Source organism: Pseudomonas palleroniana (assembly GCF_003031675.1).
GTDB lineage: Bacteria > Pseudomonadota > Gammaproteobacteria > Pseudomonadales > Pseudomonadaceae > Aquipseudomonas > Aquipseudomonas palleroniana.
Map to the genome: position 1 here is coordinate 117,471 of NZ_PYWX01000061.1, position 16,755 is coordinate 134,225.

General features: G+C 61.1%; 13 protein-coding genes. 11 read left to right on the forward strand and 2 right to left on the reverse strand.

The features are described 5' to 3' along the window. Window positions 1-89: 89 nt before the first annotated feature. Both C9383_RS20505 and arcD (C9383_RS20510) read right to left on the reverse strand, forming a co-directional pair. A complete protein-coding gene (locus C9383_RS20505; protein WP_090368901.1) occupies window positions 90-953 on the reverse strand; it encodes a DNA-3-methyladenine glycosylase family protein in 864 nt (287 codons plus the stop codon). Further along, window positions 950-2,377 (reverse strand): arginine-ornithine antiporter, encoded by a 1,428-nt coding sequence (arcD, locus tag C9383_RS20510; RefSeq protein ID WP_090368899.1) that lies wholly within the window; start codon window positions 2,375-2,377, stop codon window positions 950-952. Before arcD (C9383_RS20510) ends, C9383_RS20505 begins: the two co-directional genes overlap by 4 nt. A gap of 432 nt (window positions 2,378-2,809) precedes the next feature. Here arcD (C9383_RS20510) and arcD (C9383_RS20515) point away from each other — a divergent pair, with 432 nt between their 5' ends. The 11 genes from arcD (C9383_RS20515) to C9383_RS20565 all read left to right on the forward strand — a co-directional run bounded on the left by arcD (C9383_RS20515) (window position 2,810) and on the right by C9383_RS20565 (window position 16,747). After that, window positions 2,810-4,237, forward strand: a complete 1,428-nt coding sequence (arcD, locus tag C9383_RS20515) for an arginine-ornithine antiporter (protein WP_090368897.1) — start codon at window positions 2,810-2,812, stop codon at window positions 4,235-4,237. Between the two features lie 40 nt (window positions 4,238-4,277). Continuing rightward, window positions 4,278-5,534, forward strand: coding sequence for an arginine deiminase (gene arcA, locus C9383_RS20520; RefSeq protein WP_060754166.1), 1,257 nt, complete (start codon window positions 4,278-4,280; stop codon window positions 5,532-5,534). Between the two features lie 69 nt (window positions 5,535-5,603). Continuing rightward, entirely contained in the window at window positions 5,604-6,614 is a 1,011-nt protein-coding gene (locus C9383_RS20525; RefSeq protein ID WP_060754167.1) for an ornithine carbamoyltransferase, read from the forward strand. A gap of 152 nt (window positions 6,615-6,766) precedes the next feature. Next, window positions 6,767-7,696, forward strand: a complete 930-nt coding sequence (arcC, locus tag C9383_RS20530; protein WP_090368895.1) for a carbamate kinase — start codon at window positions 6,767-6,769, stop codon at window positions 7,694-7,696. An 18-nt stretch (window positions 7,697-7,714) separates the two neighbouring features. Next, on the forward strand, window positions 7,715-8,077 hold the full coding sequence (locus C9383_RS20535; RefSeq protein ID WP_090368893.1) for a DUF5064 family protein: 363 nt from the start codon (window positions 7,715-7,717) through the stop codon (window positions 8,075-8,077). 229 nt (window positions 8,078-8,306) lie between these two features. Next, complete coding sequence (locus C9383_RS20540) at window positions 8,307-9,815, forward strand: sigma-54-dependent transcriptional regulator (RefSeq protein ID WP_060754170.1); 1,509 nt, start codon at window positions 8,307-8,309, stop codon at window positions 9,813-9,815. 405 nt (window positions 9,816-10,220) lie between these two features. Further along, window positions 10,221-10,604 (forward strand): glycine cleavage system protein GcvH, encoded by a 384-nt coding sequence (gcvH, locus tag C9383_RS20545; RefSeq protein ID WP_090368891.1) that lies wholly within the window; start codon window positions 10,221-10,223, stop codon window positions 10,602-10,604. A gap of 10 nt (window positions 10,605-10,614) precedes the next feature. Then, window positions 10,615-13,455 (forward strand): aminomethyl-transferring glycine dehydrogenase, encoded by a 2,841-nt coding sequence (gene gcvP / locus C9383_RS20550; protein WP_090368889.1) that lies wholly within the window; start codon window positions 10,615-10,617, stop codon window positions 13,453-13,455. Between the two features lie 148 nt (window positions 13,456-13,603). Continuing rightward, window positions 13,604-14,980, forward strand: coding sequence for an L-serine ammonia-lyase (locus C9383_RS20555; protein WP_090368888.1), 1,377 nt, complete (start codon window positions 13,604-13,606; stop codon window positions 14,978-14,980). Between the two features lie 39 nt (window positions 14,981-15,019). After that, window positions 15,020-16,144, forward strand: a complete 1,125-nt coding sequence (gcvT, locus tag C9383_RS20560) for a glycine cleavage system aminomethyltransferase GcvT (protein WP_090368886.1) — start codon at window positions 15,020-15,022, stop codon at window positions 16,142-16,144. A 390-nt stretch (window positions 16,145-16,534) separates the two neighbouring features. Beyond that, window positions 16,535-16,747 (forward strand): cold-shock protein, encoded by a 213-nt coding sequence (locus C9383_RS20565; protein ID WP_034109143.1) that lies wholly within the window; start codon window positions 16,535-16,537, stop codon window positions 16,745-16,747. The last annotated feature ends 8 nt before the right edge of the window (window positions 16,748-16,755 follow it).

The following is a 16,755-nucleotide window of genomic DNA, read 5'->3' on the forward strand; positions in this document are numbered from 1 at the left end:
ATCGGGAGCAAGCCCCCTCCCACACTCGACCGCATTGCAAATCAAGTGTGGGAGGGGGCTTGCTCACGATGAGGCCAGTACTGCCACAATCAATCCCCCCGGTTCAGCGACGTCCACAAATGCTGCGCCGCATAGGCCCTCAAAGGCCGCCATGCCTCGGCGCGGGCCAACAATTGTCGCGCCGAAACCGGCCTGCCCTCTAACGCTGCCAACGCATTGATCAAGCCGATATCGCCGGAGGCAAACGCATCCGGCTCGCGCATCTGACGCATGGCGATGTACTGCGCGGTCCAGTCGCCGATGCCCGGCAAGGCCACCAGCCGCGCCACGCCTTCCTTGAGAGTGGCCTTGGGCTCGAATACTTGCGGATCGTCCAGCCACGCCTGGGCCACTCCCGACAAGGTCCGTCCCCGCGCCTTGGGCATGCCCAGGCTCGCCAGGTCCGCTGCGGCGAGGACCTGGGCCGTGGGGAACGCATGGGTGATGCCCGGGTGCGGTGTTTGCAGCGGCTGCCCATAGTGCGCCACCAACTTGCCTGCCAGGCGGATAGCCGCAACCACTGTGATCTGCTGCCCCAGCACCGCGCGAATCGCCAGCTCCAGCCCATCCCAAGTGCCTGGAACCCGAAGCCCCGGGCGAGCGGCGACCAATGCGGCCATCAGCGGATCGGCAGCCAATTGCGCGCCAATCAACTCGGGCTGTGCATCCAGATCAAACATTGCCCTCAAGCGTCGCTCGATCTCGGGCAGGGCCTGCGCGTCGGGAAACGCCACCTCAACCTCCAGCCAATCGCCCGAACCCGGCGCCACACAGATCCAACCCAACTGCCCATTCACACTGATGCTGCGCCGATACACGCCGTCGACCAGGGTTTCCAGGCCGGTAAGTGCGCGCATCGTCAGAAAATCCACCATCGCCGCCCAATCATAGGGCGGCTGATACACCAGTCTCACAACGACAACACCCCGCGGTACAAGCCATACGCCGCCAGGCCTGCGCCGGCGATCACGCCGCTGAAAATGCCTTTTTCCATCAGCGTGAACAAGGGGCGGCCCTGTTCGCGCTTGGCCTGGGCGAACAGAATCACCCCCGGTGCGTAAAGCAGTGCTGACAACAACAGGTATTTCAGGCCCGCGGCGTAGAGCAGCCAGAGGGCATAACCGAGGGCGATCAGCCCGACCAGTAAATCCTGCCGGCGTCGGCGCTGGGCGCCTTCATAGGTTTCGCCGCGCCCACTCAGCAACACGGCATAGGCCGCCGACCAGAGATAGGGCACCAGAATCATCGAAGACGCGAGGTAGATCAGGGTGGTGTAGGTGCTTTGGGAAAACAGCGTCACCACCAGAAAAGCCTGGATCATCACGTTGGTCAGCCACAAGGCGTTGACCGGCACCTGGTTGGCGTTTTCCTTTTTCAGGAAGGCCGGCATGGTCTTGTCCTGCGCCGTGGAGTAGAGGATCTCGGCGCAGAGCAACGCCCACGAGAGCAAGGCTCCCAGCAATGACACCGCCAGGCCGAGGCTGATCAGCATCGCGCCCCATGGGCCAACGATATGTTCCAGCACGCCGGCCAGGGACGGGTTTTGCAATTGCGCCAACTCCGGCCGGCTCATGATGCCCAGGGACAACACATTCACCAGCACCAGCAGCGCCAGCACGCCAAGAAAGCCGATCACCGTGGCGCGCCCCACATCCACGCGTTTCTCGGCCCGCGCCGAATACACGCTGGCCCCCTCGATGCCGATAAACACAAACACGGTGACCAGCATCATGTGGCGCACCTGGTCGACCACGCTGCCGATCTTCGGGTTGCCCAGGCCCCAGATATCCCGGGTGAAGATATCGGCCTTGAACGCCACGGCGGCGATCACGATAAACATCAGCAGCGGCACGATCTTCGCCACGGTAGTGATCTGGTTGATGAACGCCGCCTCCTTGATCCCGCGCAGTACCAGAAAATGCACCGCCCACAGCAACAGCGACGCACAGCCGATGGCGACCGGCGTATTCCCCTGGCCGAACACCGGAAAAAAGTAGCCGAGGGTGCTGAACAGCAAGACGAAGTAGCCGACGTTGCCCATCCAGGCACTGATCCAATAGCCCCACGCCGATGAGAAACCCATGTAGTCGCCAAACCCGGCCTTGGCATAGGCATACACTCCGGAATCCAGCTCGGGCTTGCGATTGGCCAGGGTCTGGAACACGAACGCGAGGGTCAGCATGCCGACGGCGGTGATGGCCCAACCAATCAATACGGCACCCACCTCGGCGCGGGCAGCCATGTTTTGCGGCAGAGAAAAGATCCCGCCGCCAATCATCGATCCCACCACCAAGGCAATCAGGGCACTGAGTCGCAGTTTCTGCGGCGATTGGGACATGAACACTCCTGATGAACAACAACTTGAGCTGAAAACTGTGCACTTCGCTCATTGACTCGGCGAGCGCAACGTTTATTAGAAACCGCGATAAAACTTACTTATTCATAACGTAGCGGCATTTCAATTAATCCGATTCGGGTTTATTTAGAATTTAAATACTGCAATCTATGGCCTATCGCCATCTTTCTGTCAAAAGTTTGCACAATCGAGAATACAGACTAGTTTAAAACATCCATACCGCTGCCCACTGATTAACCACAAAGAAGAGAGCGCTCTAGAAAGCGTTTCTCCGAGGATTTTTATCGCCCGCGAATCGCCATCCTAAGTCATTAATTCACAATGGAATGTGCCAATGAAGTGATCTGAGTCAGCTGTTTGATTAGCGCACAGAATTATTCTGTGGTCTCTCTTCTCCTGCATTGGAGTCATGCAATGTCTGAAACTCCCGGAAAACTTAGGCTGGGTGCACTGGTTGCACTTGTCGTGGGTTCGATGATTGGCGGCGGGATCTTTTCTTTGCCGCAAAACATGGCCGCCAGCGCCGACGTCGGCGCCGTATTGATTGGCTGGTTCATCACCGCCATCGGCATGCTGACCCTCGCATTTGTGTTTCAGACCCTGGCCAACCGCAAGCCCGACCTCGACGGCGGGGTGTATGCCTACGCCAAAGCCGGGTTCGGCGACTACATGGGCTTCTCATCGGCGTGGGGCTATTGGATCAGCGCCTGGCTGGGCAACGTCGGCTACTTCGTCTTGCTGTTCAGCACCCTCGGTTACTTCTTCCCGATCTTCGGCGAGGGCAACACGCCGGCAGCCGTGATCGGCGCCTCGGTGCTGCTGTGGGCCGTGCATTTCCTGGTGCTGCGTGGCATCAAGGAAGCGGCGTTCATCAACCTGGTGACTACCGTCGCCAAGGTGGTGCCGCTGCTGCTGTTCGTGTTGATCGCCCTGTTCGCGTTCAAGCTGGACATCTTCACCGCTGATATCTGGGGCGTGAAAAACCCCGACCTGGGCAGCGTGGCGAACCAGGTGCGCAACATGATGCTGGTCACCGTGTGGGTGTTCATCGGCATCGAAGGCGCGAGCATCTTCTCGTCCCGTGCGCAAAAGCGCAGTGACGTGGGCAAGGCCACCGTGATCGGCTTTATCACCGTGCTGCTGTTCTTGATGCTGGTGAACGTGCTGTCCCTGGGGATCATGACCCAGCCGGAACTGGCCAAGCTGCAGAACCCGTCGATGGCCGCCGTGCTGGAACATGTGGTGGGCCACTGGGGCGCGATACTGATCAGCGTCGGCTTGATCATCTCGCTGCTGGGAGCACTGCTGTCGTGGGTGCTGCTGTGTGCGGAGATCATGTTCGCCGCAGCCAAGGACCACACCATGCCGGAGTTTTTGCGCCGCGAAAACGCCAACCACGTGCCGGTCAACGCGCTGTGGTTGACCAACGCGATGGTGCAGCTGTTCCTGGTGATCACGCTGTTTTCCGCCAGCACCTACCTGTCGCTGATCTACCTCGCCACCTCGATGATCCTGGTGCCTTACCTGTGGTCGGCGGCCTACGCCCTGTTGCTGGCGGTGCGCGGCGAGACCTACGAAAACGCCCTGCGCGAACGCAGGAAAGACCTGTGCATCGGCGCCATCGCCCTGATCTACGCGATCTGGCTGCTCTACGCCGGCGGCACCAAATACCTGTTGCTCTCCGCCCTGCTCTACGCCCCCGGCGCGATCCTGTTCGCCAAGGCCAAGCATGAACTGGGCAAACCGATTTTCACCAACGTCGAGAAGCTGATTTTCGCCGCTGTGGTCATAGGCGCCCTGCTGGCGGCCTACGGCCTCTACGACGGCTTCCTGACCCTATAGCGCTTTATCCAAAAGAAGTGTTTCTACTGGAGGATCTGTAATGACCACCGAAAAAGTGAAGTACGGCGTACATTCCGAAGCCGGCAAACTGCGCAAAGTCATGGTGTGCTCCCCAGGCTTGGCCCACCAGCGGCTGACCCCCAACAACTGCGATGAACTGCTGTTCGATGACGTACTGTGGGTCGCCCAGGCCAAGCGCGACCATTTTGATTTCGTCACCAAAATGCGCGAGCGGGACGTTGATGTGCTGGAAATGCACAACCTGCTCACCGATATCGTCGCGATCCCTGAAGCCCTGGATTGGATCCTGGAACGCAAGATCACCGCCAATACCGTGGGCCTGGGCCTGGTCGATGAAGTCGGCTCGTGGCTGCGCAGCCTTGAGCCGCGCAAGATCAGCGAATTCCTGATTGGCGGCGTGTCGGCCGATGACCTGCCGAGCAGCTTCGGTGGCAGGACCCTCGAGATGTTCCGCGACTTCCTCGGGCATTCGAGCTTCATCCTGCCGCCGCTGCCCAACACCCAGTTCACCCGCGACACCACCTGCTGGATCTACGGCGGTGTGACGCTGAACCCCATGTACTGGCCGGCGCGACGCCAAGAGACGCTGCTGACCACCGCCATCTACAAATTCCACCCTGAATTCACCAACGCGGACTTCCAGATCTGGTACGGCGACCCCGACCAGGAGCACGGTGCCTCCACCCTGGAAGGCGGCGACGTGATGCCTATCGGCAACGGCGTGGTGTTGATCGGCATGGGCGAGCGTTCGTCCCACCAGGCGATCGGCCAACTGGCGCGCAACCTGTTCAAGAACAAGGCGGTGGAGAAAGTGATCGTTGCCGGCCTGCCGAAATCCCGTGCGGCGATGCACCTGGACACCGTGTTCAGCTTCTGCGACCGCGACCTGGTCACCATCTTCCCCGAAGTGGTCAACCAGATCGTGCCCTTCACCCTGCGCCCTGACGAGAGCAAGCCCCACGGTATCGATATTCACCGGGAGAAAACCAACTTCCTCGACACCGTCGCCGCCGCCCTTGGCCTCAAGGCCCTGCGCGTGGTGGAAACCGGCGGCAACAGCTTCGCCGCCGAACGCGAGCAGTGGGACGACGGCAACAACGTCGTCGCCCTGGAGCCGGGCGTCGTGATCGGCTACGACCGCAACACCTCCACCAACACCCTGCTGCGCAAGGCCGGTGTGGAAGTCATCACCATCAGCGCCGGTGAACTGGGCCGTGGCCGTGGCGGCGGCCACTGCATGACCTGCCCGATCATCCGCGACCCTATCGACTACTAAACGACCATCTTCCCGGCGGCGTCCACCCGAAGCCGACCGGGCCGATTACCGAATCCAAGGAGAATCATCATGGCGTTCAACATCCACAACCGTAACCTGCTCAGCCTGGAACACCACACCCCGCGCGAGCTGCGCTACCTGCTGGACCTGTCCCGCGACCTCAAGCGCGCCAAGTACACCGGCACCGAACAGCAGCACTTGAAGGGCAACAACATTGCGCTGATCTTCGAAAAAACCTCGACACGCACCCGCTGCGCTTTCGAAGTGGCAGCCTATGACCAGGGCGCCAATGTCACCTACATCGACCCGAACTCCTCGCAGATCGGCCACAAAGAGAGCATGAAGGACACCGCCCGCGTGCTCGGGCGCATGTATGACGCCATCGAATACCGCGGTTTCAAGCAGGAAATCGTCGAGGAGCTGGCCAAGTTCGCCGGCGTGCCGGTGTTCAACGGCCTGACCGATGAATACCACCCCACCCAGATGATCGCTGACGTGCTGACCATGCGTGAACACGCTGACAAGCCCATCCACGAGATCAGCTACGCCTACCTGGGTGACGCACGCAACAATATGGGCAACTCGCTGTTGCTGGTGGGCGCCAAGCTGGGTATGGACGTACGCATCTGCGCGCCCAAGGCTTTGTGGCCTCACGACGACCTGGTGGGCCGCTGCAAGCAATACGCGCAAGAAAGCGGCGCACGCATCACCCTCACCGATGACCCGAAAGCTGCGGTCAAAGGCGTGGACTTCATCCACACCGACGTATGGGTATCCATGGGCGAGCCCGTGGAAGCCTGGGCAGAGCGTATCGAGCAATTGCTGCCGTACCAGGTCAACAGCGAATTGATGAAAGCCACCGGCAACCCGCGCACCAAGTTCATGCACTGCCTGCCGGCGTTCCATAACAGCGATACCAAGGTCGGCAAGCAGATCGCCGAGCAGTACCCGCACCTGGCCAACGGCATTGAAGTGACCGATGACGTGTTCGAATCGCCGGCCTGCATCGCCTTCGAACAGGCGGAGAACCGCATGCACACCATCAAGGCGATCCTGGTCTCGACCCTGGCTGATTTGTAAACCATTGAAGGAACACGGATAAAACTGTGGGAGGGGGGTTGCTCCCGATGGCGGTGGGTCAGTTAACAGATTTGCTGAATGACACACCGCTATCGGGAGCAAGCCCCCTCCCACACTGTGTTCACAACGCAGAATTACAGAGGGACTTTTGTATGCGTATCGTCGTTGCACTGGGCGGTAACGCCCTGCTCCGCCGTGGCGAACCCATGACGGCGGACAATCAACGCGCCAATATCCGAATCGCCACCGAACAGATCGCCAAGATCCACCCCGGCAACGAGCTGGTGATCGCCCACGGCAATGGCCCGCAGGTCGGCCTGCTGTCGTTGCAGGCGGCGGCCTACACCCAGGTTTCGCCGTACCCGCTGGACGTGTTGGGTGCCGAGACCGAAGGCATGATCGGCTACATCATCGAACAGGAACTGGGCAACCTGCTGGACTTCGAAGTGCCGTTCGCCACCCTGCTCACCCAGGTGGAAGTCGACGCCAAGGACCCGGCCTTCCAGAACCCGAGCAAACCCATCGGCCCGGTGTACTCCAAGGCCGAAGCTGAAAAACTGGCGGGCGAAAAAGGCTGGGCCATTGCTCCGGACGGCGACAAGTATCGTCGTGTGGTCGCCAGCCCACGCCCCAAACGTATCTTCGAAATCCGCCCGATCAAATGGCTACTGGAAAAAAGTAGCATCGTGATCTGCGCCGGCGGCGGCGGTATCCCGACGATGTACGGCGAAGACGGCAAGCTGCGCGGCATTGAGGCAGTGATCGACAAAGACCTGTGTTCCTCGCTGCTGGCCTCGCAACTGGACGCCGATTTGCTGGTGATCGCCACCGACGTCAACGCCGCCTTTATCGACTACGGCAAGCCGACCCAGAAAGCGATCGCCCAGGCCCATCCGGACGACATCGAAAAACTCGGCTTCGCCGCCGGCTCCATGGGCCCCAAGGTCCAGGCGGCCTGCGAGTTCGCCCGCCGAACTGGCAAAACCGCGGTCATCGGTTCACTCTCGGACATCGAAGCCATTGTCCAGGGCCACGCCGGTACACGCATCAGCACGGCAAAACCTGGCATCACCTATCTGTGAAGTAGAGGAGAGACGCCTATGGCTACCTTTGAACCCGGTCACTTGCACGTTGAACGTCACGCACTCAACAAGGATGACTACAGCTACAACCTGTGCATCGACTATGAAGTCAGCCAGGATCCAAAGGAAGGCAAAGGAATGCTGTTCAAGCTGCACGGTTCGGTGCAGGGCAAGGAACTCAAGGAAGAGTTCTACCTGCCCAAGGACCAGGCTTTCGACTTTGCGCGCCATGCGATGAACATTGCGCAGAAGTACGGGATGCCGAAGATCGCCGTACTCAATGGCTCGATGCACAAGCAATACGACTTGATGTTCGAGGATGTACGGCATCAGCTAGATGTGAAGTCCGGCGATCCGGTCAAGCCAGAGCACCTGGCCTGACCGCCACGACCAAGCTCTTGTAGTGAGCGGGCTTGCCCCGCGCCGGGTGGCGCAGCCGCCCCAACAAGGACTCCACGGTGCTTCAGAAAGACCGAGGTGCCTGGGTTCAGGGCGGCTACGCCACCCAGCGCGGGGCAAGCCCGCTCACTACAGATCGCCCGCAGTTTGAACTCGATCGTCTGCAAGGCATACTGGCCACCTTCCGCATCACAGAACCCAACACCACCCCATGCGTATCCACGTCAGCTTCATCGACCGCGTCGGCATTACCCAGGAAGTCCTGGCCCTGCTCGGTGGGCGCAATCTCAACCTGGATGCGGTGGAAATGGTGCCGCCCAACGTCTACATCGACGCACCGACTCTCAGCGCCGAGGTGCTGGAGGAGCTGCGCGATGCGCTGTTCAGCGTGCAGGGGGTGCAAGCGGTGACGGTGGTCGACATCCTCCCCGGCCAGCGTCGCCACCTGCAGCTCGACGCCCTGCTGGCCGCCATGACCGACCCGGTATTGGCCCTGGACAGTGCCGGCAAGATCCTGCTGGCCAACCCCGCACTGATCGCCTTGTATGGTCGCGAACCCGCCGGGGAAAGCATCAGCGAGCTGTTCAACGACCCGGCACTGCTGGAGACCTTGCTGGAACAGGGCTTTCGTTTGCCCCTGCGCGAGATCAGCGTCAACGGCCAGACCCTGCTGCTGGACGCCACGCCGATCACCGACGCCGGCGCCCTGCTGACCCTCTACCCACCCAACCGCATCGGTGAACAGCTGTCGGCCTTGCACCACGACCATGCCGAAGGTTTTGATGCACTGCTGGGCGAGTCCCCGGTGATCCGCACTCTCAAGGCGCGCGCGCAGCGGGTGGCCGCTCTGGATGCACCGCTGTTGATCCAGGGCGAAACCGGCACCGGCAAAGAGTTGGTGGCGCGGGCCTGCCATGCGAGCAGTGCGCGGCACAGTGCGCCGTTCTTGGCCTTGAACTGTGCGGCACTGCCGGAGAACCTCGCCGAGAGTGAGTTGTTCGGCTACGCCCCGGGCGCCTTCACCGGTGCCCAGCGCGGCGGCAAGCCGGGGCTGATGGAACTGGCCAACCAGGGCACAGTGTTCCTGGATGAGATCGGCGAGATGTCGCCGTATTTGCAGGCCAAGTTGCTGCGGTTTCTCAACGATGGCAGTTTCCGTCGTGTGGGCGGCGACCGTGAAGTGCGGGTCAACGTGCGCATCCTCAGCGCCACCCACCGTGACTTGGAGAAGATGGTCAGCGAAGGCACCTTTCGCGAAGACCTGTTTTATCGACTCAATGTGCTCAACGTCGAAGTGCCGCCATTGCGCGAACGCGGCCAGGACATCCTGCTGCTCGCCCGCTACTTCATGCAGCAGGCTTGCGCGCAGATCCAGCGCCCGGTGTGCCGCCTGGCGCCCGGCACCTACCCGGCGTTGCTCGGCAACCGCTGGCCGGGCAATGTGCGCCAACTGCAAAACGTGATCTTCCGCGCCGCCGCCATCTGCGAAAGCAGCCTGGTGGACATCGGCGACCTGGACATCGCCGGCACGTCGGTAGCACGCCAGAGCGACGGCGAAGTCGACAGCCTGGAACAGGCCGTGGAAGACTTCGAGCGCAACCTGCTGGAGACGCTCTACACCAGCTACCCCTCGACCCGCCAACTGGCGAGCCGCCTGCAAACCTCCCACACGGCCATCGCCCATCGCCTGCGTAAATACGGCATCCCCAACAAACCCTGACTGAACAGCAATCCAATTGTGGGAGGGGGCTTGCTCCCGATGGCGGTGTGTCAGCCAACACATGAGGTGTCTGATTTGCCGCCATCGGGTGCAAGCCCCCTCCCACAGGTGAGCGCACTGCAAATTAGGTCCAGGAACGACATCGGCTGTACTGAAAGCGCTACAGCGTAACGATATCGCTACAACCCTGTTTTTTGCGCTCCATGCAAGGCTTTGATCCGCATAGGCTTTTTTTCGCAGGTCGCGCTGTAGCGAAATCGCTACAGCCAAAATGCATAACCCTATAACCATTTTTATTAACTGACTGATTTATAACGGTTTTATAAGATTGGCCGCAATATTGCTAAGCAACTCCCCATTATTCCAATCCCGTCCACCAGACGAATCTGGCCCTGAGGAGTTTCCATGAGCGAGTTGCGTTTCACTGAAGATCACGAATGGCTGCGCGCCGAAGCTGACGGCAGCGTCACCGTGGGTATCACCGCTTTTGCGCAGAATGCGCTGGGTGACGTGGTTTTCGTGCAACTGCCGGAGTTGCAGAGCTACGACAAGGGTGCCGAAGCGTCCACAGTGGAATCGGTAAAAGCCGCCAGCGGTGTGTACATGCCGCTGACCGGCGAAGTGCTGGCAGTGAACGAAGCCTTGAGCGACAGCCCGGAACTGGTCAACGAAGACCCGATGGGCGAAGGCTGGTTCTTCCGCTTCAAACCGGCTGATGCCGGTGCACTGGCTAAGCTGTTGGATCAGGATGCGTACGACCGCCTGATCAAAGCCAACGCTGACGCTTGAGGAGCCCGCCATGACGATCAATCTCAGCACCGCCAACGAATTCATTGCCCGCCACATCGGCCCGCGCCAGGCGGATGAGCAGCAAATGCTCGCCAGCCTGGGTTTCGATTCCCTGGAAGCCCTGAGCGCCAGCGTGATCCCGGAAAGCATCAAGGGCACCAGCGTGCTCGGCCTGGAAGATGGCCTGAGCGAGGCCGAGGCCCTGGCCAAGATCAAGGCCATCGCCGGCAAGAACCAGCTGTTCAAGACCTACATCGGCCAGGGTTACTACAACTGCCACACCCCCTCGCCGATCCTGCGCAACCTGCTGGAAAATCCGGCCTGGTACACCGCCTACACCCCCTACCAGCCGGAAATTTCCCAAGGCCGCCTGGAAGCGCTGCTGAACTTCCAGACCTTGATCAGCGACCTCACCGGCCTGCCGATCGCCAACGCCTCCCTACTCGACGAAGCCACCGCTGCCGCCGAAGCCATGACCTTCTGCAAGCGCCTGAGCAAGAACAAGGGCAGCAATGCCTTCTTTGCCTCGGTGCACAGCCATCCACAAACCCTCGACGTGCTGCGTACGCGTGCCGAGCCGCTGGGCATTGACGTGGTGGTGGGCGATGAGCGCGAACTGACCGACGTCAGCCCGTTCTTCGGCGCCCTGCTGCAATACCCGGCCAGTAACGGTGACGTGTTCGACTACCGTGAGCTGACCGAGCGCTTCCACACCGCCAACGCCCTGGTGGCCGTGGCGGCTGACCTGCTGGCCCTGACGCTGCTGACCCCACCGGGTGAGTTCGGCGCAGACGTGGCGATCGGCAGCGCACAGCGCTTCGGCGTCCCACTGGGCTTTGGTGGCCCGCACGCGGCGTACTTCTCCACCAAGGATGCGTTCAAGCGCGATATGCCGGGGCGTCTGGTCGGCGTGTCCGTGGACCGTTTCGGCAAGCCGGCCCTGCGCCTGGCCATGCAAACCCGCGAGCAACACATCCGCCGCGAAAAGGCCACCAGCAACATCTGCACCGCCCAAGTGCTGCTGGCCAACATCGCCAGCATGTACGCCGTGTACCACGGTCCAAAAGGCCTGACCCAGATCGCGCAGCGCGTCCACCAGTTGACCGCGATCCTGGCCAAGGGCCTGACCGCCCTGGGCCAACAGGTCGAACAAGCGAATTTCTTCGACACCCTGACCCTCAACACCGGCGCCAACACCGCAGCCCTGCACGACAAGGCCCGCGCCCAGCGCATCAACCTGCGTGTGGTGGATGCCGAGCGTCTGGGAGTCTCGGTGGATGAAACCACCACCCAGGCCGATATCGAAACCCTGTGGGCGATCTTCGCCGACGGCAAAGCCTTGCCGGACTTCAACGCCAGCGTTGAAAGCAGCCTGCCGGCCGCCCTGCTGCGCCAGTCGCCGATCCTCAGCCACCCGGTGTTCAACCGCTATCACTCGGAAACCGAGCTGATGCGCTACCTGCGCAAGCTGGCCGACAAGGACCTGGCACTGGATCGCACCATGATCCCGCTGGGCTCGTGCACCATGAAGCTCAATGCCGCCAGCGAAATGATCCCGGTGACCTGGGCCGAATTCGGTGCCTTGCACCCCTTCGCCCCGGCCGAACAAAGCGCCGGCTACCAGCAACTGACGTCCGAGCTGGAAGCCATGCTCTGCGCGGCCACCGGCTACGACGCGATTTCGCTGCAACCGAACGCCGGTTCCCAGGGTGAATACGCTGGCCTGCTGGCCATCCGTGCCTATCACCAAAGCCGTGGCGAAGAGCGCCGCGACATCTGCCTGATCCCCTCGTCGGCCCACGGCACCAACCCCGCGACCGCCAACATGGCCGGCATGCGCGTGGTCGTCACCGCGTGCGACGCGCGTGGCAACGTGGATATCGAAGACCTGCGGGCCAAGGCCATCGAGCATCGCGACCACCTCGCCGCGCTGATGATCACCTACCCGTCTACCCACGGCGTGTTCGAGGAAGGCATCCGCGAAATCTGCGGCATCATTCATGACAACGGCGGCCAGGTGTACATCGACGGCGCCAACATGAATGCCATGGTCGGGCTGTGCGCGCCGGGCAAGTTCGGCGGCGACGTGTCCCACCTGAACCTGCATAAAACCTTCTGCATCCCCCATGGCGGTGGCGGCCCGGGCGTCGGCCCGATTGGCGTGAAATCCCACCTGACGCCATTCCTGCCGGGCCATGCGGCCATGGAACGCAAGGAAGGTGCGGTGTGCGCGGCGCCGTTCGGCAGCGCGAGCATTTTGCCGATCACTTGGATGTACATCAGCATGATGGGCGGCGCGGGCCTCAAGCGCGCTTCGCAGTTGGCGATCCTCAACGCCAACTACATTTCCCGTCGCCTGGAAGAGCACTACCCCGTGCTGTACACCGGCAGCAACGGCCTGGTCGCGCATGAATGCATCCTGGATCTGCGCCCGCTGAAAGACAGCAGCGGCATCAGCGTGGACGACGTGGCCAAGCGCCTGATCGACTTCGGCTTCCACGCGCCGACCATGTCGTTCCCGGTCGCCGGGACCTTGATGATCGAGCCGACCGAAAGTGAATCCAAGGAAGAACTGGATCGCTTCTGCAACGCGATGATCGCCATCCGTGAAGAAATTCGCGCGGTTGAAAACGGCACCCTCGACAAGGACGACAACCCGCTCAAGAACGCGCCGCACACCGCGGCGGAACTGGTGGGTGAATGGTCGCATCCGTACAGCCGTGAACAAGCGGTGTACCCGGTGGCGTCGTTGATCGAAGGCAAGTACTGGCCACCGGTGGGTCGTGTGGACAACGTGTTTGGCGACCGTAACCTGGTGTGTGCGTGCCCTTCGATCGAGAGCTACGCATAACCGAAAGGTCAACTCGGTCCCCTGTGGGAGGGGGCTTGCTCCCGATAGCGATGGGTCAGCTACAGATATGCTGGCTGAACCACTGCAATCGGGAGCAAGCCCCCTCCCACACTGACCCAGCCAAATAATAAGAAACCGGAGAACAACCATGTCCCTCAGCGTGTTCGACCTGTTCAAGATTGGCATCGGCCCCTCCAGTTCCCACACCGTCGGCCCGATGCGCGCCGCCGCTCGCTTTGTCGAGGGGCTCAAGCGTGACAACCTGCTGAGTGCCACCGCCTGCGTCAAGGTGGAACTCTATGGCTCCCTCGGCGCCACCGGCAAAGGCCACGGCAGCGACAAGGCCGTGCTGCTGGGCCTGGAAGGCGAACACCCAGATACCGTGAATACCGACACCGTGGCTGCCCGCCTGGCCCACATGCGCCAAGATGGCCGCCTGAATCTGCTCGGTGAACACAGCATTGTGTTCAACGAGAAAGAACACTTGGCGATGATTCGCAAACCCCTCGCCTACCACCCCAACGGCATGATCTTTCGCGCCTTCGACGCCGCCGGCATCCAGATCCGCAGCCGCGAGTACTACTCGGTCGGTGGTGGTTTCGTGGTGGATGAAGACGCGGCCGGCGCCGACCGGATTGTCGAAGACGCCACGGCCCTGACCTTCCCGTTCAAGAACGCCAAGGAGTTGCTGGGCCATTGCACCACCTATGGGTTGTCCATCAGCCAGGTGATGTTGACCAACGAAAGTGCCTGGCGGCCCGAAGTGCAAACCCGCGTCGGCCTGCTGAAGATCTGGCAGGTGATGCAGGACTGCGTGGACGCCGGTTGTCGCAACGAAGGGATTTTGCCCGGTGGCTTGAAGGTCAAGCGCCGTGCGGCCGCCCTGCACCGGCAGTTGTGCAAGAACCCGGAGTCCTCGCTGCGCGACCCACTGTCGGTGCTCGACTGGGTCAACCTCTACGCCTTGGCGGTCAACGAAGAAAACGCCAACGGCGGGCGCGTGGTCACGGCGCCCACCAATGGTGCAGCCGGGATCGTGCCGGCGGTGCTGCATTACTACATGCGCTTTATTCCGGGCGCGAATGAAGATGGCGTGGTGCGCTTTCTGCTCACCGCCGCCGCCATCGGCATTTTGTACAAGGAAAACGCCTCGATCTCAGGCGCCGAAGTCGGTTGCCAGGGCGAGGTCGGCGTGGCCTGTTCCATGGCGGCCGGTGCGTTGTGCGAGGTATTGGGCGGCACGGTATCCCAGGTAGAAAACGCCGCCGAGATCGGGATGGAGCACAACCTCGGCCTGACCTGCGACCCGATTGGCGGGCTGGTGCAGGTGCCCTGTATCGAGCGCAACGCGATGGGCTCGGTCAAGGCGATCAATGCCGTGCGCATGGCCTTGCGTGGCGATGGGCAGCACTTTGTGTCCCTCGACAAGGTGATCCGCACCATGCGCCAGACCGGCGCCGACATGAAAAGCAAATACAAGGAAACCGCCCGTGGCGGTTTAGCCGTCAACATTATCGAGTGCTGACGCCCCACGGCGCGCCGGCACGTTTTTCAGGAGCTGAATATGTCCACCGAAACCCTGTTGAAAACCCCACTGCATGCGCTGCACATCGAACTCGGCGCACGCATGGTGCCCTTCGCCGGCTACGACATGCCGGTACAGTACCCGTTGGGCGTGATGAAGGAGCACCTGCACACCCGTGAACAGGCCGGGTTGTTCGATGTGTCCCACATGGGCCAGATCCGCCTCACCGGCGCCAATGCCGCCAAAGCCTTGGAAACCCTGGTACCGGTCGACATCATCGACCTGCCGGTCGGCATGCAACGCTACGCGATGTTCACCAATGAGCAAGGCGGCATCCTCGACGACCTGATGGTGGCCAACCTGGGTAACGACGAACTGTTCCTGGTGGTCAACGCCGCCTGCAAGGACCAGGACCTGGCGCACCTGCGCAAGCATATCGGCGAGCAGTGCAGCATCGAGCCGCTGTTCGAAGAACGCGCCCTGCTGGCCCTGCAAGGCCCGGCGGCAGTGAAGGTGTTGGCGCGCCTGGCGCCGCAGGTCACCCAGATGACTTTCATGCAGTTCGCCAGCCTGCGCCTGCTGGGCGTGGACTGCTATGTCAGTCGCTCCGGCTACACCGGTGAAGACGGCTTCGAAATCTCGGTGCCGGCCGCCAACGCTGAAAGCCTGGCCCGCAGCCTGCTGGCCGAAACCGAAATACAGCCCATCGGCCTGGGTGCCCGCGACTCGCTGCGCCTGGAAGCCGGCCTGTGCCTGTATGGCCATGACATGAACACTGACACCACGCCGATCGAAGCGAGCCTGCTGTGGGCGATCTCCAAGGCTCGTCGGGCCGACGGCGCACGTGCCGGTGGGTTCCCCGGCGCAGATCGCATCTTCACCCAGCAGCAAACCGGCGTGAGCCGCAAGCGCGTTGGCCTGCTGCCCCAGGAGCGCACACCGGTGCGTGAAGGTGCGGAAATCGTCGACGCCCACGGCACCGTGATCGGCAGCGTGTGCAGCGGTGGCTTTGGTCCAAGTTTGGGCGGCCCACTGGCCATGGGTTACCTGGACAGCACACACACCGCACTGGACACCGAAGTCTCTGCGTTGGTGCGTGGGAAAAAGGTGCCACTTCGTGTAAGTAAAATGCCATTTGTGCCACAACGTTACTATCGTGGCTGAGTGACTGTTCCTATAAGTAACGCGGTTGCGTTAACGTGCACTAAACTGTAACGCAACCGCCATAAAACAGTGCATTGACGATAGTCAATGCACTAGAAGTAAACCTATAACAAGTGATCCTTTCTATCGCATAAGCCAACCGGGTACTGTTGACCAAAGTGTCATGAAGCCAAGCAAAACCTGGGCTTTTGGCGGGGCTTGTATTTTCTGTCTTAGTTGGCGTAGAGTTTGGTTACTGTGTTTGCATGGGTCGCTTTGAACCTGGACCTGGGCAGTAGCCAAAGTTTGCTACAACCCGTTCGACGTCTCTTACTTTCCTGCAACTCAGCCCAGTACTCTTTCATGTGAAAGGGGCTGTCATTAATTTTTAGCGTCAAAGGAAAGAAGAAAATGTCAGATCGTCAGAGCGGCACCGTCAAGTGGTTTAACGACGAAAAAGGGTTTGGTTTTATCACTCCAGAAAGCGGTCCGGATCTGTTCGTGCATTTCCGCGCTATCCAGGGGAACGGCTTCAAGAGCCTGAAAGAAGGCCAGAAAGTCACCTTCAAAGCCGTGCAGGGCCAGAAAGGCATGCAGGCTGATGAAGTACAAGCAGAAGGCTGATCCTTCCT